This is a genomic window from Neoroseomonas alkaliterrae (assembly GCF_014199195.1).
Taxonomy (GTDB): Bacteria; Pseudomonadota; Alphaproteobacteria; order Acetobacterales; family Acetobacteraceae; genus Neoroseomonas; species Neoroseomonas alkaliterrae.
The window spans coordinates 174,809-192,997 of sequence record NZ_JACIJE010000006.1; the positions used below are offsets into that span (position 1 = coordinate 174,809).

17 protein-coding genes are annotated in these 18,189 nt (G+C 72.9%); 12 read left to right on the forward strand and 5 right to left on the reverse strand.

Annotated elements, in window-relative coordinates:
• The first annotated feature begins 41 nt into the window (after positions 1–41).
• From FHS88_RS12090 to FHS88_RS12115, 6 genes are read left to right on the forward strand one after another with little or no spacing between them, the layout of a single operon-like run.
• A complete protein-coding gene (locus FHS88_RS12090; RefSeq protein ID WP_184484946.1) occupies positions 42–1,214 on the forward strand; it encodes an AAA family ATPase in 1,173 nt (390 codons plus the stop codon).
• A 2-nt stretch (positions 1,215–1,216) separates the two neighbouring features.
• Entirely contained in the window at positions 1,217–2,584 is a 1,368-nt protein-coding gene (locus FHS88_RS12095; RefSeq protein WP_184484948.1) for a CpaF family protein, read from the forward strand.
• Between the two features lie 3 nt (positions 2,585–2,587).
• Positions 2,588–3,547, forward strand: a complete 960-nt coding sequence (locus FHS88_RS12100; RefSeq protein WP_184484950.1) for a type II secretion system F family protein — start codon at positions 2,588–2,590, stop codon at positions 3,545–3,547.
• Between the two features lie 4 nt (positions 3,548–3,551).
• Positions 3,552–4,514, forward strand: coding sequence for a type II secretion system F family protein (locus FHS88_RS12105; RefSeq protein WP_184484952.1), 963 nt, complete (start codon positions 3,552–3,554; stop codon positions 4,512–4,514).
• Positions 4,511–5,266, forward strand: a complete 756-nt coding sequence (locus FHS88_RS12110; RefSeq protein WP_184484954.1) for a tetratricopeptide repeat protein — start codon at positions 4,511–4,513, stop codon at positions 5,264–5,266. Before FHS88_RS12105 ends, FHS88_RS12110 begins: the two co-directional genes overlap by 4 nt.
• A gap of 36 nt (positions 5,267–5,302) precedes the next feature.
• Positions 5,303–6,535: a glycosyltransferase family 87 protein gene (locus FHS88_RS12115; RefSeq protein ID WP_184484956.1), complete on the forward strand. Its 1,233-nt coding sequence runs from the start codon at positions 5,303–5,305 to the stop codon at positions 6,533–6,535.
• Here the strand turns inward: FHS88_RS12115 and FHS88_RS12120 are convergent.
• The gene (locus FHS88_RS12120) at positions 6,495–7,454 is read right to left on the reverse strand and encodes a lytic transglycosylase domain-containing protein (protein ID WP_184484958.1); all 960 of its coding nucleotides are present in this window, start codon (positions 7,452–7,454) and stop codon (positions 6,495–6,497) included. The genes FHS88_RS12115 and FHS88_RS12120 overlap by 41 nt on opposite strands.
• A 357-nt stretch (positions 7,455–7,811) precedes the next feature.
• On the opposite strand from FHS88_RS12120, the gene FHS88_RS12125 reads away from it, so the two are divergent.
• From FHS88_RS12125 to FHS88_RS12140, 4 genes are all read left to right on the forward strand, one after another.
• Positions 7,812–8,789 (forward strand): Bug family tripartite tricarboxylate transporter substrate binding protein, encoded by a 978-nt coding sequence (locus tag FHS88_RS12125; protein WP_184484960.1) that lies wholly within the window; start codon positions 7,812–7,814, stop codon positions 8,787–8,789.
• 137 nt (positions 8,790–8,926) lie between these two features.
• Positions 8,927–9,271 (forward strand): hypothetical protein, encoded by a 345-nt coding sequence (locus FHS88_RS12130; protein ID WP_184484962.1) that lies wholly within the window; start codon positions 8,927–8,929, stop codon positions 9,269–9,271.
• 133 nt (positions 9,272–9,404) lie between these two features.
• Complete coding sequence (locus FHS88_RS12135; protein ID WP_184484964.1) at positions 9,405–10,184, forward strand: SDR family NAD(P)-dependent oxidoreductase; 780 nt, start codon at positions 9,405–9,407, stop codon at positions 10,182–10,184.
• Positions 10,185–10,332: 148 nt separating this feature from the next.
• On the forward strand, positions 10,333–12,084 hold the full coding sequence (locus FHS88_RS12140) for an ABC transporter transmembrane domain-containing protein (protein ID WP_184484966.1): 1,752 nt from the start codon (positions 10,333–10,335) through the stop codon (positions 12,082–12,084).
• A gap of 252 nt (positions 12,085–12,336) precedes the next feature.
• On the opposite strand, the gene FHS88_RS12145 is transcribed toward FHS88_RS12140, so the two are convergent.
• The 3 genes from FHS88_RS12145 to pdxA are packed head-to-tail and all read right to left on the reverse strand — an operon-like array spanning position 12,337 to position 14,900.
• Positions 12,337–13,140: an alpha/beta fold hydrolase gene (locus FHS88_RS12145; RefSeq protein ID WP_184484969.1), complete on the reverse strand. Its 804-nt coding sequence runs from the start codon at positions 13,138–13,140 to the stop codon at positions 12,337–12,339.
• A gap of 60 nt (positions 13,141–13,200) precedes the next feature.
• A complete protein-coding gene (locus FHS88_RS12150; RefSeq protein WP_184484971.1) occupies positions 13,201–13,932 on the reverse strand; it encodes a pyridoxine 5'-phosphate synthase in 732 nt (243 codons plus the stop codon).
• Entirely contained in the window at positions 13,929–14,900 is a 972-nt protein-coding gene (gene pdxA / locus FHS88_RS12155) for a 4-hydroxythreonine-4-phosphate dehydrogenase PdxA (protein ID WP_184484973.1), read from the reverse strand. The genes FHS88_RS12150 and pdxA overlap by 4 nt, the downstream gene beginning before the upstream one ends.
• Positions 14,901–14,987: 87 nt before the next feature.
• Here pdxA and FHS88_RS12160 point away from each other — a divergent pair, with 87 nt between their 5' ends.
• Positions 14,988–15,725: an urease accessory protein UreH domain-containing protein gene (locus tag FHS88_RS12160; RefSeq protein WP_184484975.1), complete on the forward strand. Its 738-nt coding sequence runs from the start codon at positions 14,988–14,990 to the stop codon at positions 15,723–15,725.
• Between the two features lie 10 nt (positions 15,726–15,735).
• Here FHS88_RS12160 and FHS88_RS12165 read toward each other — a convergent pair whose 3' ends face one another.
• Entirely contained in the window at positions 15,736–16,512 is a 777-nt protein-coding gene (locus FHS88_RS12165) for a DUF2189 domain-containing protein (RefSeq protein ID WP_184484977.1), read from the reverse strand.
• 179 nt (positions 16,513–16,691) lie between these two features.
• Here FHS88_RS12165 and ccoN point away from each other — a divergent pair, with 179 nt between their 5' ends.
• Complete coding sequence (gene ccoN / locus FHS88_RS12170; protein ID WP_408902407.1) at positions 16,692–18,185, forward strand: cytochrome-c oxidase, cbb3-type subunit I; 1,494 nt, start codon at positions 16,692–16,694, stop codon at positions 18,183–18,185.
• Positions 18,186–18,189: the final 4 nt, after the last annotated feature.

Genomic DNA, 18,189 nt, shown 5'->3' on the forward strand with positions numbered 1-18,189 from the left:
CCGCACGGGAAGTCCCCGATGCGCAGCGCGGCGGCGCGGTCATGTCGGCCGACCGCCCCTCGCTCATGGTCTTCGTCGCCGACGAGGCGAGCGAGGCGGCCATCCGCGGCGGCATCGGCGACGTTCTGGGGGCGCAGGTGCGCCGCGGCACCGTGCGCACGGCGGTCAAGGCTCTCGAGAAGGAAACCACGCCGCGCGTGCTGATCGTGGACATCAGCGGCATCGAGGATCCCTTCGGGGCGCTCGACGACCTCGCCTCGGTCTGCACGCCGGATGTGCGCGTGCTGGTCGTGGGCGAGCGCACCGAGATCGCCTTCTACCGCGACATCACCCGCAATGTCGGCGTGCACGAATACCTGCACAAGCCGCTGACGCGCGACAACGTGGCGCGCCTCTTCGCCCCGCACATCCAGGGCGGGGCGGAGGGCAGCCAGGATCGCGGCGGGCAGGTGACGGCCGTGTGCGGCGTGCATGGCGGCGTCGGCGCGACTACGCTCGCCGTCAACCTCGCGCTGCAGCTCGAGGCCGCGACGCACAGCCATGTCGCGATCCTCGACCTGCATCTGCGCGGCGGCGCTGCTGCCATGATGCTCGGCGCGCGCGTCACCTCCGGCCTGCGCATCGCCCTCGAGGAGCCGGAGCGCGTGGATGCGCTGTTCCTCGACCGCGTGGGCGTGCCGATCAACGACCGCATCCGCCTGATCGCGGCCGAGGAGCCGATGGAGGCGGACGTCAAGCCGACCGAGGAAGGCGTGCGCCGCGTCCTCGAGATGCTGCGCCAGCGCTTCAACCATGTGGTCGTGGACCTGCCGATGCCGCCCGGCCCAGTGGAGCGGCTGGTGCTGCAGCGCGCGCGGCATGTCGTGCTCGTGCTCGCGCCCGACGTCGCGAGCATCCGCGACACCGTCTCGTTTCGCAAGCTCGTGACCATGACCGGCTCGGCCGGGCGCGTCATCACCGTGCTGAACGGTGCGGGCCGCCGCGGCTTCCTGCCGACCAAGCTGATCACCGAGGGGATCGGCGCGCCGCCCGAGGTCGAGATCCCCGACCTCGCGAAGCAGCTGCCCCGTGCGGCCAATCTCGGCCGCCCGGCGGTGAACGACTGCCCGCAGCTCCGGCGCGCCCTCGGCTACCTCACCCAGGAGATCGCCGCCGTGCGCTCGAACGAACGGCCGCGCTCCCTGTTCGCCAGGCTGTTTGGACGCGGAGGCTGACCATGCGACCCTTCGGACGCCGGAGCGAAGGCGCGAACCAGCTCCCCATCCCGATCTCCGCCGAACCCGAGACGCGCTCGCTGAACGTCTCGGCCGCCGACATGGCGCTGTCGGAGAGCGCGGAGCTCGCGCGCCTGCGCACCCTCGTCCTGGAGCGCATCGACCCGGTCGTCGCCGGCGAGCTGCCCGCCGCCGCGCTGCGCCAGCAGCTCGACGCGCTGGTGCACGAGCTCGCCAGCCGCGAGCGCATGGAGATCTCGGCGCGCGAGCAGTCGCGCATCGCCGAGGAGATCGCGCGCGACATGGTGGGCTACGGCCCGCTCGAGCCGCTGCTGCAGGACGACAGCATCAACGACATCATGGTCAACGGCCCCGACAATGTCTTCGTCGAGGTCAAGGGCAAGCTCATCAAGACGAATGTGCGCTTCCGCTCCTCCTCCCAGGTGGCGGCCATCGCGCAGAAGATCGCCGCCACCGTCGGCCGTCGCGTGGACGAATCGAGCCCGCTCTGCGACGCGCGCCTGCTCGACGGCTCGCGCGTGAACATCGTCTTCCCGCCGCTCGCCCTCGACGGCCCCTGCATCTCCATTCGTAAGTTCGCCAAGAAGCGCTTCGACCTGCCGTCGCTCACGCAGGTCGGCGCGATGTCGCCCGCGGTGCAGCGCATCCTCGAGATCGCGGCGCGCTGCCGGCTCAATGTCATCATCTCGGGCGGCACGGGCTCGGGCAAGACGACGATGCTCAATGCCATGTCGCGGCTGATCGACCATGGCGAGCGCATCGTGACCATCGAGGACGCGGCCGAGCTGCAGCTCCAGCAGCCGCATGTCGTGCGGCTCGAGACGCGGCACGCCAACCTCGAGGGCCGCGGCGAGGTGACCGCCCGCGACCTCGTGCGCAACGCGCTGCGCATGCGCCCCGACCGCATCATCGTCGGCGAGGTGCGCGGCGCCGAGGCCTTCGACATGCTGCAGGCCATGAACACGGGCCACGACGGTTCCTTCTGCACCGTGCACGCCAACACCGCGCGCGACGCCCTGACGCGCGTCGAGAACATGGTGATGATGGCGCAGTCCACCCTGCCCTCGCGCGCCATCCGCACGCAGATCGCCGCGGCGGTGGACCTGATCGTCCAGGTCGAGCGCATGCGCGACGGCGGCCGCCGCGTCGCCCAGGTCTCGGAGATCTGCGGCCTGGAAGGCGACGTCATCACGATGAACGACATCTTCACCTTCCAGTACGAAGGCGAGACCGCCGAGGGCCGCCTGCGCGGCACCTGGGTCACGCCCGGCATGCGGCCGGCCTTCGTGGAGCGCCTCAGCTACTTCGGCATGCTCGATTCCTGGATGCGGGCGCTGCAGGAAGCCTGATCCATGGACCGGACCATCCTGCTCGGGATCGGCGCGCTCCTCACGATCACGCTGGTCACGGGGCTTGTCGCGCTCTCGAAGTCGGGCCAGGCCCGGCGCCTGCGCGAACGCGTCGTGACGGCCGGAACACCCGACGTCCGCGCGGTCCCGACCACCGGCCTGCCGAGCATCCGGCTGCAGACCAACGAGTCGCGCCCGCTGCTCGAACGCATCCTCCGCTTCCTGCGCTTCAACCCCGATACGCCGCAGGAGCAGCTCATCCCGTGGTGGGCGACGCTGCTCATCGGCGCCTTCGCCGGGCTGATCGTCGGCTATTACCTCGGCTTCCTGGTCGGCCGGCCGCTCGGCGCGGGGGCTGGCGTGGCGATCGGCATCTTCGTGGTGCGCGGCCTCTTCTCCTGGCAGCACAACCGCTACGTGATGGCGATCTTCCAGCAGATCCCGGACGCCATCGGCCTGATGGTCCGCGCCATCCGCGCCGGCCTGCCGATCGGCGAGGCGATGCGCTCGGTCGCGGCCGAGACGTCCAATCCGCTGCGCGACGAGTTCGCCCGCATGCTCGGCGATGTCGCGATCGGCCGGCCGGTGGACCAGGCGCTGATGCGCCTCTACAAGCGGACCGAGCTGCCCGAGTTCTCCTTCCTCGCCGTCACCCTCGGCCTGCAGACGCAGACCGGCGGCAACCTCGCCGAGACGCTCGAGAACCTTGCCGACATCGTGCGCAAGCGCGTCGCGCTGGCCAAGCGCGCCAAGGCGCTCGCGGCGGAGGCGCGCATGCAGGCGGGCATCCTGATGGTGCTGCCCTACATCGCCGCGCTCGCCATGTCGCAGATCCAGCCCTTCTACATCGACAACTTCTTCCGCAACCCGACCGGCCAGAAGCTGGCGCTGATCGGGCTCGGCTTCTCGGTCTTCGGGTATCTGGTCATCCGCTGGATGATCAAGCGCGCGGGCTCGGACTGAGGCGATGCTCGACCTTCTCCTCCAGGGCGGCATCGCCCCGATCCTCGCCGTCATCGGCGCGGTGCTGCTCGCGGTCTCGGCCGCCGTCATCCTCGCCCGCGGCGCCGAGGACAAGGATCTCGAGAGCCGGGTGCAGTCCGTGCTGCGCCCGGTCGGCGCGGGGCCGCAGGCGATCTCCGGCGCCACCATCCGCGCCGCCGCGCCCTTCCGCAAGCTCGGCGAGGCGCTGCGCAACACCACCCTCGTCTCGGACCGCGACGTCGAGGATTTCCAGATGGCGATCGCCGCCGCCGGGCTGAACCCGCGCGCGGCGGTCCCGACCTTCATCGGCGTCAAGGCGGTGCTGATGGTGGCGCTGCCGCTCTTCGCCCTGATCTACGCACAGGCGAGCGGCTACGACATGCCGCGCACGGCGGTCGTCGTCTTCGGCGGCATCCTGCTCGGCATCTTCGGCCCGAACTTCTTCCTCAACTATCTCAAGCGCAAGCACGAGGAGAAGCTGCGCAAGGGCCTGCCCGACGCGCTCGACCTGCTCGTCGTCTGCGCCGAGGCGGGGCTCGGCATCGAGACCGCGCTCGACCGCGTGGCGCGCGAGATGGAGAACAGCAACCGCCCGCTCGCCATCTCCTTCCTGGTGCTGGTGCAGGAGCTGCGCATGCTGCCCGACCGGCGACAGGCGCTGGAGCGCTTCGCCGAGCGGACCAATTTCGAGGGCTTCAAGCGACTCGGCGGCACCCTGTCCCAGACGCTGAAATACGGCACGCCGCTGGCCCAGGCGCTGCGCGTGCTGGCGGCCGAGATGCGCCAGGACCGCATGCTGCGAATCGAGGAGAAGGCGATCCGACTGCCCGCCCTCCTGGTTATCCCCCTGATTCTTTTCATCATGCCCGCCGTGTTCATTGCCCTGGTCGGCCCGTCCGTGCTGGAACTGGGCAAGGGCCTCTTCTCCGGGATGAACGCGCCATGATGCCGGTCCGATTCGCTCCCCTGCTCGCCGCCGTCACCCTCGCCGCCTGCGCGACCGAGGGGGTGCGCGACCCGGACACCGCCTCGCGCATGCGCGTCGCGAGCGCGGCCGAGGCCTCGGGCCAGATGGACGTCGCGCTGAACATGTACGGCGCGGCCGCGGCGAACGAGCCGAACAACATGGACGCCCAGCTCCGCTTCGCCGCCGCGCTCCGGCGCTCGGGCAACCATGCGCAGGCCGAGCAGGTGCTCGCCGCCGCGCTCGAACGCCGGCCGAACGACCGCACCATCCTGCTCGCCCTCGGCCGCCTGCGGCTGCAGCGCGGCCAGGCGGGCGAGGCGCTCGCGCTGTTCGACCGCGTCCTCGCCTCCGATGCGCGCTCGGTCCCCGCGCTGGACGGCCGCGGCGTCGCGCTCGACCTGATGGGCCGCCATCCCGAGGCGCAGGAGAGCTATCGCCGCGCCCAGGCGCTGGCGCCGGAATCCGTCTCGGTCGCCAACAATCTCGGCCTCTCGCTGCTGCTCGACGGCCGGCCCGACGAGGCGCGCGCGGTGCTCGAACCGCTCGCGCGCCGCCCGGATGCGAATGCGCGCGTGACCGCGAACTACGCCGTCTCGCTCGCGGCGACCGGCGATGTCGCCGCCGCGCGCACCGTGCTCGGCGGCGACGAGGGCTCGGACCTCGCGGCCCTCGGCGCTGCCTTCCGCACCAACCGGCAGGTCATCGAGGTCACGCCCGGCGACCGGAGCTGAGGCCGGACGGTCCCGCCACGCGCCGCTGCATCCGCGATGAGGCGCATCCTCGCGCTCGACTGGCTGACCGGCCCGCGCATCGTCCTCTATGGCGGGCTGATCTGCGCCATCAACGCGCTGATCCTTGTCTTCGGCATCCTCTTCACCGGCCAGACGCCGCACCGCGTGGACTTCATCGCCTTCCAGGCGGCGGGTCGGCTCGCGCTGGCGGGGGAGGCGGCCGCCGCCTACGACTGGGAGCGCCTGCGCGACGTCCAGGCCGCGATCCTCGGCATCGCGCCGGAGGGCATGACGGGCTACCTCGGCTGGCTCAACCCGCCGCATTTCTTCTTCGCCGTCCTGCCCTTCGCCCCGCTCGCCTACGCATGGGCCTGGGCGGGCTGGATCCTCGCCTGCGTGGTGCTGCTCGGGCTCGCGGCGCGCGGCATCATGCCCGGCGCGGCGGCGCTGGTCGCGGTGTTCTGCACCCCCTCGGTGCTTCTTTCCCTCGGCGTCGGGCAGAACGGGGCGCTGGTGGCCGCGCTGATGGCCTGGACGCTGCTGCTGCTCGACCGGCGGCCGGCGCTGGCCGGGGTCGCGCTCGGGCTGCTGACGATCAAGCCGCAGTTCGGCCTCGTCTTCCCCCTGCTGCTCGCGCTGACCGGCCGCTGGCGGGTCTTCGCCGCCGCCAGCGCGACGGTCGCCGCGGTCGCCGCCGCCTCCTGGATCGCCTTCGGCGGGGAGACGTGGCGCGCCTTCCTGCCGATGGTCGCCGGCACGGCCGACCGCTACCTCGCCCCCGGCTCCGAGGTGCTGCCGAAGATCCAGTCGGTCCATGCCTTCGTGATGCAGGCGACGGGCCAGGCGGCCCTTGCCTGGGCGCTGCATGGCGCGGTGGCGGCGCTGGCGCTCGCGGTGGTGCTGCGGCTGTGGCTCCGCCGGCCCGAAGGGCCTGAGGAGGCGCGCGCCGCCGCGGCCATCGCCGCCGCCTTCCTCCTCACCCCCTATGCCTGGACCTACGACACGCCGGTGATCGCCATTGCGGCGCTGTTCCTCGCCCGCGCGGCGCGGCGGGAGGGCTGGCTGCCGGGCGAGAAGGCGCTGCTCGTGCTGGCGCCGGCGGCGCTGCTGGTGGTGGTGTTCCGGCCCTTTTCGCTGGTCGGGCCTCTCGCCTGGGTCCTCATCCTCGGCTTGGCCTGGCGGCGGGATGCGGCCTGGCGGCGCGCGGCCGCGCCCGGGGCGCCCGCGCTCAGCCCGGTGCCGCGCGGCTCGATGTCGGCAGGCACATGATCCGCGGCCTCGCCGGCCCGGCCGCTGGGCGGCCGCGCAGGCGGAGTTCCACGTTCGGCACCGCCACCACCGGCCGCAGGCTCGGCGACTGCGTGCCGACCAGCAGCACCGCGCCGCGGCCCGAGGCGCAGAGCCCGGCCATGGCCGGCCCGGGAAGCGGGATCACGCCGGGGGCGGGGCCGGGCACGAAGCCCTGGCCGCTGAGCGCCGCCATCACCCGCTGGTGGTAGATCACGCCGCGCTCCGGCGTCGCGGAATGATAGCGGGCCGTCGCCTGGGCCCAGTCCCCGGTCTGCGCGTGCAGGCCGCGCAGGAAGCGGATGGCATAGGCCACGTTCGCCGCCGGGTCGAAGCCGGCATCCACCGAGGGGAAGGCGTCAGGGTGGTGCAGCAGGTTGATCTGCATGCAGCCGATGTCGATCGAGCGCGTCCCGGCGGCGAGGCGCGCCTGAACCTCGGCGACCGCCTCGGCCCGCGTGGCGGCGTAGCGGCCCTCGCCGGCGGCGTTGAAGGACCAGGGCCAGGGCGCGATCCGCCCGTCCGGCGCGCGGCGGCCGGTCTCGACGCGCGCGATGGCGCCGAGCAGGCCGGGCGGCAGGCCTGAGCCCGGCTCCGCGGCGGCGATGGCGCGGGTGCAGGCCTCCCAGGGGGATTCGGGCGGTGCGGCGGGCTGCGCGGCCGGGCCGCGGGCGGCGGCCGGGGCGCGCGCGGGCGTGACGCGGCGCTGGCCGTTCGCCGCGCCGCCGCGCGCGGGCGTGGCCGTCGCGGCCGCGGGGCGTGCGGCGGCCGGGCGCGCGGCCTGCTCGCCATTCCGGGATTGGGCATTGGCCTCGGCAGGCGCCCAGGGCAGGGCCGCCAGGGCGAGGAACGGAAGCGCAAGGGCGAACCGTCCGGCGCCGCGGGCTTGGTGCGTCGGCATGCGACCCTCTTGGACCTTGGCGCCGCGCCGGGTCAAGCACGCAGCGGTTGAACATTCCGTCACGGCACGAATGCGGCGCGGCCATCCGGGCCGAACCGTGCCGGTAAGCAGGCCATGCGGGGCGCCGCGACGTCAGGTCAGGGTGCCCAGCCTTGCACGCCCGCCGGGCATCGGCGCCTCGCTTCACGCGCGGCCGCCCCGCCCGCGCCCCGCGATGACGGCGCGCAGCGGCTCGAACCGCGCGCCCGCTGGCAACCGGCCGGGCCGATCCACGCTGCCAGGCCGCGCCGGCCCGCCCATGGACAAGGCCGCGGGGGGTTGCGATTCTGCCGCCAACACCGAACCGGAGGATCCGCCATGCCCTTCACCGCGTCCCGCCGCGCGCTGCTCGCCGCTGCGCCGCTGCTTGCCCTGCCGGGCCGCCTGCGCGCCCAGGGCGGCTGGAAGCCTTCCCGCCCCGTGACCCTGATCGTGCCCTTCGCGGCGGGTTCCGGCACCGACACGGTCTCGCGCCTGCTCGCCTCGCTGCTCGAAGCCGACTGGGGCATCCAGACGGTGGTGGAGAACCGGCCGGGCGCCAACGGCGCGATCGCCGCGGTGGCTGCCGCCCGCGCCGCGCCGGACGGGCACACGCTGATGATCACGACCAACAGCCCGCACGGCGCGACGCCCGCCCTGATGCGCCGGCCGACCTACGACGCCATCGCGGACTTTACGGCCATCTGCCGCATGGGAACTTACATCTTCACCTTCGTGGTGAACGACCAGGTTCCGGTCCGCACCATGCAGGAATTCCTCGCGCTGGCGAAGGCGCGTCCGGGCCAGCTCACCTGCGCCTCGGGCAACACGACTGGTGTGGTCGGGGCGGCCATGCTGAACCGCATCGGCGGGGTGGACGTGACGCATGTGCCCTACCGCTCCTCGCCGCCCGCGATGACCGACCTCATCGCCGGCCGCATCACCTCGATGTTCGCCGATGTCGCCTCCTCCCGCGCCTTCCTCAACGAGGGGAAGATGAAGCCGCTCGGCATCACCTCGGCGCGCCGGACGCCGCTCTTTCCCGACTGGCCGGCGCTGTCGGAGGTCGGGTTGCCGGGATTCGAACTCCTCTCCTTCATGGGTGCGGTCGGGCCCGCGCGCATGCCGGAGGAAGCGGTGGCCGCCTGGAACGCCGCCATCCGCAAGGTCTGGGACCGCGACGAGACGGCGGCCCGGCTCGGCACCTTCGGGATCGAGCGCGTCACCTCGACGCCGCAGGAATTCGGCGCCTTCATCCGCGAGCAGATCCGCTTCTGGGGCGAGCAGGCGCGCGCCGCCGGGATCGAGCCCGAATAGGGCCGCGCTTCCGCCACATGCGCCGCGGACATTGGCGGAATGACGCTGCGGCGCTTGTCGTTTCATGAGCGTGTCACCATAACCGGGCGACGCGCGAGGAGAGGGAGGCCGCGCGCAACGCCCGAAGGGGGACCCGCATGACCACCGACCGTCACTCGCAGACCGCCGTCCTTGCGCGCATCCTGGCCGAGCTGGCCGAGGGGCGCCTGCCGGAACGCATCCGCCTGGAGCAGGCGGCCCGCGTGATCGTGACCGCCCGTCGCGTGGCGGACCTCGCCGCGCAAGGCGCGCTCGCGCTGCCGAGCGCGGCGCTGCCCGCCGTGCGCGCGGTCACCGAGATCGCCCGCAACTGGGACCCCTCCGCCCTGACCGCCTTCGAATACGCCGAGAGCCTGCCGGTCGCGGCGGTTGACCGGCTGCTGCGCGCCGCGCCCGACTGGGCCGCGGCCTTCAGCCCCTCGCCGGACCGCCTCGCGGCCTGACCCTTCCGCGCCCCGCCCGCGCGAGCGGCGGGGCGCCATTCCCTTCCCGGCCGGAATACCGGGGTGCGTCGAGGATGTGCGCGCCTGCCATCCGCGCTATACCCAAAGGCATCGGGAAAACGGGGTCAGGATCATGGCAAACGGCGGCGCCAGCCGAGGCAAGGCGTCCAACGGGCCGCGGCGCGTCCTGCTGCTGACGGGCGCGTCGCGCGGCATCGGGCATGCGACAGTGAAGCGGTTCTCCGCGGCCGGGTGGCGGGTCATCACCGTCTCGCGCCAGCCCTTCCCGGAGCAGTGCCCGTGGGAGATGGGCCCCGAGGACCACATCCAGCTCGACCTGACCGACCCCGCCGCGACCGAGGCGGCGATCGAGGAGATCAAGGCGCGGCTCAAGCCCGACGGCGACCGGCTGGACGCGCTGGTCAACAACGCCGCCATCTCGCCCAAGGGGCCGGGCGGGGCGCGGCTCGGCTCGCTGGAGATGGACCTCGATGGCTGGCTGCGCGTCTTCCGCGTGAACTTCTTCGCCCCCGTGCTGCTGGCCCGCGGGCTCGTCGAACCGCTGCAACGCGCCAAGGGCTCGGTGGTGAACGTCACCTCGATCGCCGGCTCGCGCGTGCATCCCTTCGCGGGTGTCGCCTATTCCACCTCCAAGGCCGCGCTGGCCGGGCTGACGCGGGAGATGGCGAGCGACTTCGCCCCGCTCGGCATCCGCGTGAACGCGATCTCGCCCGGCGAGATCGACACCTCCATCCTCTCGCCGGGGACGGAGAAGATCGTGCAGGAGCAGATCCCGATGCGCCGCCTCGGCCGGCCGGAGGAGGTCGCGCAGGCGATCTACTTCCTCTGCACGGACGCCTCCTCCTACGTGAACGGGGCCGAGCTGCACATCAATGGCGGGCAGCATGTGTGAGCCCGGCCGTGATGCGCCCCCCTCCCGGGCGCGCGGCGGGATCTGAGGGCGCGGCGCATCCTCGCCCGGTTCATGCGCCGGGGTGAGCCGCGCCGGTTCGCCCCGGCGGCACGCATGATGCCCGTCATCGGCCCCGCGGAGCATCCCCATGGCGGCTGAGGCGCGCCGCGGCGTGGCCTCGCTGCGGATGCTGCTGCCCTTCCTGCGGCCCTACCTGCCGCGCGCGCTCGGCGCGGCGGCGGCCCTGCTCGCCGCGGCGGGCCTGACGCTCGCGGTCGGGCAGGGCCTCAAGCACATCATCGACGACGGCTTCACCGGCGGCGCCGCCGCGCTGGACCGCGCAGCGCTCGCGATGGGCGCCATCATCGCGGCGCTCGGCCTCGCCACGGCGCTGCGCTACTACCTCGTCACCTGGCTCGGGGAACGGGTGGCGGCCGACCTGCGCCGCGCGGTCTTCGACCACCTGACGCGGCTCGATGCCCGCTTCTACGAGACCGCGCGCACCGGCGACCTGATGTCGCGCCTGACCGCCGATGTGGCGCTGCTGCAGTCGCTGATCGGCTCGGCCGTCTCGATGGGGCTGCGCAACGCGCTCACCGGCACCGGCGCCTTCGTCATGCTGGTGCTGACCAGCCCGAAGCTCGCGGGGCTGATGGCGGTGGTGGTGCCGCTGGTCCTGCTGCCGATGATCGCCTTCGGCCGGCGCGAGCGCCGCCTCTCCCGCGCGGCGCAGGAGCGCATCGCCGACCTCGCGGCCCATGCCGAGGAGGCGATCAACGCCATGCGCACCGTGCAGGCCTTCACGCAGGAGGCGGCCGAGCGCGAGCGGCACGGCGCGGCCTCGGAGCGCTCGGTGCAGGCCGCGCTGCGGCGCGTGGCGACGCGCAGCGCGCTGATCCTCGCCGTCATCCTGCTCGGCTTCGGGGCGATCACCTTCGCCTTGTGGGTGGGCGGGCATGACGTGATCGCCGGCCGCATGTCGGGCGGACAGCTCACCGCCTTCGTCTTCTACGCGGTGATCCTCGCGAGCGCGGGCGCGACCGTCTCGGAACTCTGGGGCGAGATCCAGCGCGCGGCCGCGGCCGCCGACCGCCTGGCCGAGGTGCTGGCGGTGCGCCCCGCCATCGCCACCCCCGCCGCGCCGCTCGCCCTGCCGCCCGCGCAGGGCCGCGTCGCCTTCCGCGAGGTGGTGTTCCGCTACCCCTCGCGGCCCGGCACGGCGGCGCTCGACGGCTTCTCGCTGGAGGTGGCGCCGGGCGAGACGGTCGCGCTGGTCGGCCCCTCCGGCGCGGGCAAGACCACCGTGCTCGCGCTGCTGCTGCGCTTCCACGACCCCGAGCGCGGCACGGTGCTGCTCGACGGCGTGGACATCGCGCGGGTGGACCCGGAGGCGCTGCGCCGCCGCCTCGGCCTCGTGCCGCAGGATCCCGTCATCTTCAGCGCGAGCGTCGCCGACAATATCCGCTACGGCCGCCCGGATGCGACGGAGGCGGAGATCCGCGCCGCGGCGGAAGCCGCCCATGCCCTCGGCTTCATCGAGGCGCTGCCGGAGGGATTCGCGACGCATCTCGGCGCGCGCGGCGTCACGCTCTCGGGCGGGCAGCGCCAGCGCATCGCCATCGCGCGCGCCATCCTGCGCGACCCGCCGGTGCTGCTGCTCGACGAGGCGACCAGCGCGCTGGATGCCGAGAGCGAGCACGCGGTGCAGCAGGCGCTCGCTCGGCTGAGCGCGGGGCGCACCACGATCGTGGTGGCGCACCGGCTCGCCACGGTGCGCCGCGCCGACCGCATCGTGGTGATGGAGGCCGGGCGGATCGTCGCCACCGGCACGCATGAGGCGCTGCTGGCCGAAGGCGGGCTCTATGCGCGCCTCGCCGCGCTGCAGTTCACCGACGCCTGATGCCCTGCGCGCAAAGGAGCGACCTCTGTCCGCAGGGCATCACGATCTGGTTCCGCGCGCGGCTACCCTGGCAACCCCTCGCGCCACACCAGCGGGAGAAAGGTCTTCCTTTCGCGCGCTGGTATGATGCCGGCGGATGTCGTTGTCCGGCCTCTCGCTCCTCGGCATCGCGCGCCCGTCTGGCAGGCCGGCCGCGCGCGAAGGAGCCGGATGGCCGGCGCTTGAAGGGCCCTCCGTCTCCTCGCCGCGCAGTCAGCCGCCGGCGAGGAACGCCAGCACCGCCGCGTTGAAGTCCGCCGGATTGTCCGCCTGCACGCTGTGCGCGGCGCGCGGGATGGTCACGCGCCTTGCATTCGGCATGGCCCCTTCCAGCGCATCAAGGATGCGCCCGAATTGCGGCTGCGACTGGTCGCCGCCCACCAGCAGGATGCGGATGGCGATGCCTGCGGCCTCGGCGCGGCTGTAGGGGCTGCGCTGTTCGTTCACCTGCCCGAGCAGGGTGCGGGCATTGTCGCGGTTGATGGCCTTGCGCGCCTCGGAGCGCTTCGCCCAGGCGCCGGGGCCGCCGGTGTGCTCGGCGACGATGGTCAGGCCCTCCTCCACCCGGCCTTCGCCGATCAGCGCCGCGGCCCGCGCGAAGGCCGCGGCCTGGATGCCGGCCGGCGGCGCGCCGCCGAGGCTCTCGTCCAGCTCGCCGCCGGGCTCCACCAGCACCAGCGCCGAGACCAGCTCCGGATGATGCTGTGCCACCCGGAAGGCGATGTGCCCGCCGCGGGAATGGCCGATGAGGCGCACCGGGCCCTCGCCCAGCGCCGCGATGAAGCCGGCGATGTCGGCGGTGTGGCGCGCGATGGTGAAGTCGCCGTCCTCGCTCCAATGTCCCGGCCAGCAATGGCGCAGGCTGACTGCGATGGCGTGGTGCGCGGCGCCGAAGGCGTCCATCTGCCCGGCCCAGGAGCGCTGATCGCCCAGCGTGCCATGGATCATGACCACCGGCGGGCCCGCGCCGGCCTCGGCATAGGCGATGGGATGGCCGTCGATGGTCAGGCTGGGCATGGGTGGTTCCTCCATGCCGCCATGGAGGCACGGCGCGGCGCGCGCGCAAAGCCCCGGGGCTCAGCCCTTGCGCGCCTCGTCCATGATGGCGCGGAAACGCCGCACCACGGCGGGCAGGCCCTCGAAGATGGATTGCGAGATGAGGAAGTGGCCGATCGAGACCTCGCTCACCTCCGGCATGGCGGCGATCGGGCCGACCGTGTCGAAGGAGAGGCCGTGGCCGGCATGGCAGAGCAGCCCCGCCGCGCGCGCCGCCTCCGCCCCGCGCCTGAGGCGCGCGAGCTGCGCCGGGCGGTCCGCGACCGGGCCTTCCGCATAGGTGCCGGTGTGCAGCTCGATCGCCTGCGCGCCGATCCGTGCCGCGGCCTCGATCTGCGCCGCGTCGGCCTCGATGAAGATCGAGACGCGCACTCCGGCCGAGCGCAGCCGGTCCACCGCCTCCTTCAGGAAGGGCCCGGCGCGCAGCACGTCGAGGCCGCCCTCGGTCGTCAGTTCCTGCCGCTTTTCCGGCACCAGGCAGCAATAGGGCGGGCGGATGCGCTCGGCGAAGGCGACCATCTCCTCGGTCGCGGCCATCTCGAAGTTCAGCGGCGCGGCGATCTCGGCGCGCACGCGCTCCACGTCGCGGTCGCGGATGTGGCGGCGGTCCTCGCGCAGATGCATGGTCACGCCGTCGGCTCCGGCCGCGACGGCGATGCGCGCCGCCTCGACGGGGCAGGGGAAGGTGCCGCCGCGCGCGTTGCGCAGCGTCGCCACGTGATCGACATTCACCGAGAAATCGAGATGTGTCATGCGAAGCCCCTGGCGCGCGCGAGCTCGGCCGCGAGCCGGATCGCGGCGATCAGCGAGGACGGATCGGCGCGCCCCGTGCCGGCGATGTCGAGCGCCGTGCCGTGGTCGGGGCTGGTGCGCACGATGGACAGGCCGAGCGTCACGTTCACGCCCCCGGCCATGTCGAGCGTCTTGATCGGGATCAGCGCCTGGTCGTGGTAGAGGCAGATCGCCGCGTCGTAGGTCGGCCGCGCATGGGCTGTGAACATGGTGTCGGGCGGCAGCGGGCCGCGCGCCTCGATGCCCTCGGCGCGCAGCATGGCGACGGCGGGGGCGACGATGTCGATCTCCTCGCGCCCCATGGTGCCGGCCTCGCCCGCATGGGGGTTCAGCCCCGCGACGGCGAGGCGCGGGCGCGCGATGCCGAACTCCTCCCGCAAGGCGCGGGCGGTGATGCGCGCGGTCCCGGCGATCAGCTCCGGCGTCAGGCGCGCGATGGCGCGCGCGAGCGCCTCATGCACCGTCACCGGCACCACGCGCAGCCCGGGGCAGGCCAGCATCATCACGGGTGGCGTCCCGGTGCCGGCGATCTCGCCCAGGTATTCGGTGTGACCGGGATGGCGGAAGCCGGCCGCGGTCAGCGTCGCCTTCTGGATCGGGTTGGTCACCACGCCCGCGGCGCGGCCGGCCTTGCACAGCGCCACCGCCTCGGTGATGGCGGCGATCACGGCCGGGGCATTTCCGGTGTCCGGCCGGCCGGGGACGGGCGGGCGCGGCAGCGGCCGGTGCAGGACGGGAAGGGCTTCGGGAAAGGCGGCGGCGGCCTCCTCCGGTGCGGCGATGGCACGCACCGGCGCGGCGAAGGGGCGGGTCGCGTCGTCGAGCAGGAAGAAGGCCGGCCCCGTGCCGCGCAGCGCGGCCCAGGCGCCGGCGGCGATCTCCGCGCCGATGCCGGCGGGCTCTCCCATGGTCAGGGCGATCGGGCGCATGCCCCGAGGAATAGGCCGCGCCGCGCATCCTGGCGAGGGCTTGCGCCGCCGCAAGCCGCGCCGGCCGCGTCGTGCTAGAGAGCGCGCATGGAATTCCTCGCGAATTGCCTGCACGACCTGACGGCGCTCGGGCCCGGCGGCGTTCCGGCGGTGATGGGCGCGCTGTTCCTGGCCGGGCTGGCAGGCGGGGCGACGCATTGCGCGGGGATGTGCGGGCCCTTCGTCCTCGCCCAGGCGGCGGCGGTGGCCGATCGCGCGGCGGCCGGCGGCATGCTCGCGCGGCTCTCGGGCGCGGCGCTCGTGCCCTATCACCTCGGCCGGCTGCTCGGTTATGGCGCGCTCGGCGCCGGGGCGGGCGGGCTCGCGGGCGTGGTGGCCTTCGGCACGGGGTTCCGCTTCGTGCTCGCGGCGATGCTGCTGCTCGCCGCGGTGCTGATGTTCGCCCAGGCGAGCGCGCGCGTCGCCGCGCTGCTGCCGAGGCTTCCCGCGCCGCGCCTGCCTCGGGCCCTGCAGGCGCGGCTTGCCGGCCTGCTCGCCGCGCCGACGGGGCTGCGCGGCGTCGCGCTCGGCCTGATGCTGTCCGCGCTGCCCTGCGGCCTCCTCTATGGCGCGCTGGCCGGCGCGGCCGCGACCGGCTCGGCGCTGGGCGGGGCGCTCGCGATGGCCGCCTTCGTCGCCGGGACGGTGCCGGCGCTGGTCGGCGTGGCGCTGCTCGGGCGCTTCTTCGGGCGGCAGGCGGGGCCGGGGATGCGGGTCGCGGGCGCCGCGCTCTTCGCGATCAACGGCGCGGTGCTGGCGGCGATGGCCCTGCGCGTGGTGGCCTGAGCGCCGCCGCCTACCGCACCAGGTCGCGGTAGGCGTGCCAGGTCGCGTGCCCGATCAGCGGGATGACCAGCGCGAGGCCGAGGAAGAAGGGCACCATCGCCATCGCGGTCAGCACCACGATCAGCCCCGCCCAGAACAGCATCGCCGCGGGGTTGGCGAGCACGGTGCGGACCGAGACGGCGACCGCCTCCATCGCCGAGACGTCGCGGTCGAGCATCATCGGGATGGAGACCGCCGAGATGGCGAAGGCGACGGCGGCGAGCACCGCGCCGGCCGCCGTGCCGACGATGAGGAAGGGCAGCAGCATCGGCGAGCGCAGCATCGCCATCGGCACGTCCTCGAGCGCGGGGGCGAAGTTGATGCCGAACATCAGCATGAAGATCAGCGCCGCGACGCGCACCCAGAACAGGTGCAGCACGAGCAGCACCACGCCCATGAAGGCGAGTTGCCCCGCATTGCGCGTGAAGCCGCGCAGGCAGGCGGCGACCGTGACCTCCTTGCCTTCCTCGCGCAGCCGGGAGGCCTCGTAGAGCCCCGCGGCGAGCAGCGGTGCGACCATGAAGAAGCCCGCCGAGGCGGGCAGGATGGCCCAGGCCGTGCGGGTCCAGAGCAGGAGCAGCGCGAGCAGCCAGCCGGCCACGGTGAGCGCCCCGCCGTAGAAGAAGCCGATCTGCGGATTGGCCATCAGATCGCGCCAGCCCGCGGTCAGCCAGGCCCAGGGCCGGTCGGGCGCCACCGCCTGGATGGTCACGGGGCGACGGGTCAGTGTCTCCGCATCGCTGGTCATGGCAGGCGCTCTCCCCCCGGTCGGGCGGCTGCTCCGCCCTTTGCCAGGGCGGAACCCTAGTCGTGTTGCGATGCGGAAGAGTTGATCCGGATCAAGGACGCGGGGACGGGACGGGGCTTCCCTGCGCGGCATGATGCGCGCGGCGACTCCGCCGCGGCGTCGCGTGGGGAGATCCGGTCGTGGCATCAGCAACGGCAACCGCCGCCCTGGCTCCGGGGCAGGCTTCGCGGGCGCAGGAGGTGGGGTATGTCGAGGCCCCGATCCGCGCCTTCGCCGTCATCACCGCCTTCTGGGGGGTGGTCGGCTTCCTGGTGGGTGTGGTCATCGCCCTGCAGCTCGCCTATCCGCTGCTGAACCTCGACCTTGAATGGACCACCTTCGGCCGGCTCCGCCCGCTGCACACCAGTGCGGTGATCTTCGCCTTCGGCGGCAACGCGCTGCTCGGCACCAGCCTCTATGTCGTGCAGCGGACCTGCCGCGCGCGGCTCTTCGGCGGCGACGACGCGGCGTGGTTCCTGTTCTGGGGCTACCAGTTCTTCATCGTCATGGCGGCGCTGGGCTACGTGCTCGGCATCACCCAGGGCAAGGAATACGCCGAGCCCGAGTGGTATGTGGACCTCTGGCTCACCTTCGTCTGGGTGGTCTACCTCGTCGTCTTCGGCGGCACGATCGTGAAGCGCGAGGAGCCGCACATCTACGTGGCGAACTGGTTCTACCTCGCCTTCATCATCACCATCGCCATGCTGCACATCGGCAACAACCTGCATGTGCCGGTCAGCCTCGGCTCCTCGGCCTCCTACTCGGTGCCGGCGGGCGTGCAGAGCGCGATGATCCAGTGGTGGTACGGCCACAACGCGGTGGGCTTCTTCCTCACCGCGGGCTTCCTCGGGATGATGTACTACTTCATCCCCAAGCAGGCGGAGCGGCCCGTCTATTCCTACCGCCTGTCCATCGTGCACTTCTGGACGCTGATCTTCCTCTACATCTGGGCCGGTCCGCACCACCTGCACTACACCGCGCTGCCCGACTGGGCGCAGGTGCTCGGGATGGTGTTCTCGGTCGTGCTCTGGATGCCCTCCTGGGGCGGCATGATCAACGGGCTGATGACGCTCTCGGGCGCGTGGGACAAGCTGCGCACCAACCCGGCGCTGCGCTTCAGCGTGACCGCGGTCGGCTTCTACGGCATGTCCACCTTCGAAGGCCCGGTGATGTCCATCCGCGCGGTGAACGGCCTGTCGCACTACACCGACTGGACCATCGGCCACGTGCATTCGGGTGCGATGGGCTGGGTCGGCTTCATCACCTTCGGCGCGCTCTACTACCTGTTCCCCGTGCTGTGGCGGAAGAAGGGCGTCTGGAGCGAGAAGCTGATCGCCTGGCACTTCTGGCTCGCCACCCTTGGCATCGTCTTCTACATCACCGCGATGTGGGTCTCGGGCATCATGCAGGGGCTCATGTGGCGCGCCTATGACGAGCTCGGCTTCCTCCAGTACGCCTTCGTCGAGACGGTGGAGGCGATGCATCCCTACTACGTGATCCGCGCCCTCGGCGGGGTGCTCTACCTCACCGGCGCGCTGATCATGTGCTTCAACCTCTGGAAGACCGTCACCGACAGCGAGGCCGCCGAGCCCGCGCCGGCCGCGTCTCCCGCCATCGCCGCTGCGGCCGAGTAAGGAG

Excerpts from the sequence above, each read along its gene's own strand:
- FHS88_RS12145 (WP_184484969.1), bottom strand. The coding sequence starts at position 13,140 with ATGCCCAGCCTGACCATCGACGGCCATCCCATCGCCTATGCCGAGGCC.
- FHS88_RS12140 (WP_184484966.1), top strand. The coding sequence starts at position 10,333 with ATGGCGGCTGAGGCGCGCCGCGGCGTGGCCTCGCTGCGGATGCTGCTG.
- pdxA (WP_184484973.1), bottom strand. The coding sequence starts at position 14,900 with ATGCGCCCGATCGCCCTGACCATGGGAGAGCCCGCCGGCATCGGCGCG.
- FHS88_RS12120 (WP_184484958.1), bottom strand. The coding sequence starts at position 7,454 with ATGCCGACGCACCAAGCCCGCGGCGCCGGACGGTTCGCCCTTGCGCTT.
- FHS88_RS12125 (WP_184484960.1), top strand. The coding sequence starts at position 7,812 with ATGCCCTTCACCGCGTCCCGCCGCGCGCTGCTCGCCGCTGCGCCGCTG.
- FHS88_RS12130 (WP_184484962.1), top strand. The coding sequence starts at position 8,927 with ATGACCACCGACCGTCACTCGCAGACCGCCGTCCTTGCGCGCATCCTG.
- FHS88_RS12115 (WP_184484956.1), top strand. The coding sequence starts at position 5,303 with ATGAGGCGCATCCTCGCGCTCGACTGGCTGACCGGCCCGCGCATCGTC.
- FHS88_RS12105 (WP_184484952.1), top strand. The coding sequence starts at position 3,552 with ATGCTCGACCTTCTCCTCCAGGGCGGCATCGCCCCGATCCTCGCCGTC.
- FHS88_RS12135 (WP_184484964.1), top strand. The coding sequence starts at position 9,405 with ATGGCAAACGGCGGCGCCAGCCGAGGCAAGGCGTCCAACGGGCCGCGG.
- FHS88_RS12160 (WP_184484975.1), top strand. The coding sequence starts at position 14,988 with ATGGAATTCCTCGCGAATTGCCTGCACGACCTGACGGCGCTCGGGCCC.
- FHS88_RS12165 (WP_184484977.1), bottom strand. The coding sequence starts at position 16,512 with ATGACCAGCGATGCGGAGACACTGACCCGTCGCCCCGTGACCATCCAG.
- FHS88_RS12150 (WP_184484971.1), bottom strand. The coding sequence starts at position 13,932 with ATGACACATCTCGATTTCTCGGTGAATGTCGATCACGTGGCGACGCTG.
- FHS88_RS12100 (WP_184484950.1), top strand. The coding sequence starts at position 2,588 with ATGGACCGGACCATCCTGCTCGGGATCGGCGCGCTCCTCACGATCACG.
- FHS88_RS12110 (WP_184484954.1), top strand. The coding sequence starts at position 4,511 with ATGATGCCGGTCCGATTCGCTCCCCTGCTCGCCGCCGTCACCCTCGCC.
- FHS88_RS12090 (WP_184484946.1), top strand. The coding sequence starts at position 42 with ATGTCGGCCGACCGCCCCTCGCTCATGGTCTTCGTCGCCGACGAGGCG.
- FHS88_RS12095 (WP_184484948.1), top strand. The coding sequence starts at position 1,217 with ATGCGACCCTTCGGACGCCGGAGCGAAGGCGCGAACCAGCTCCCCATC.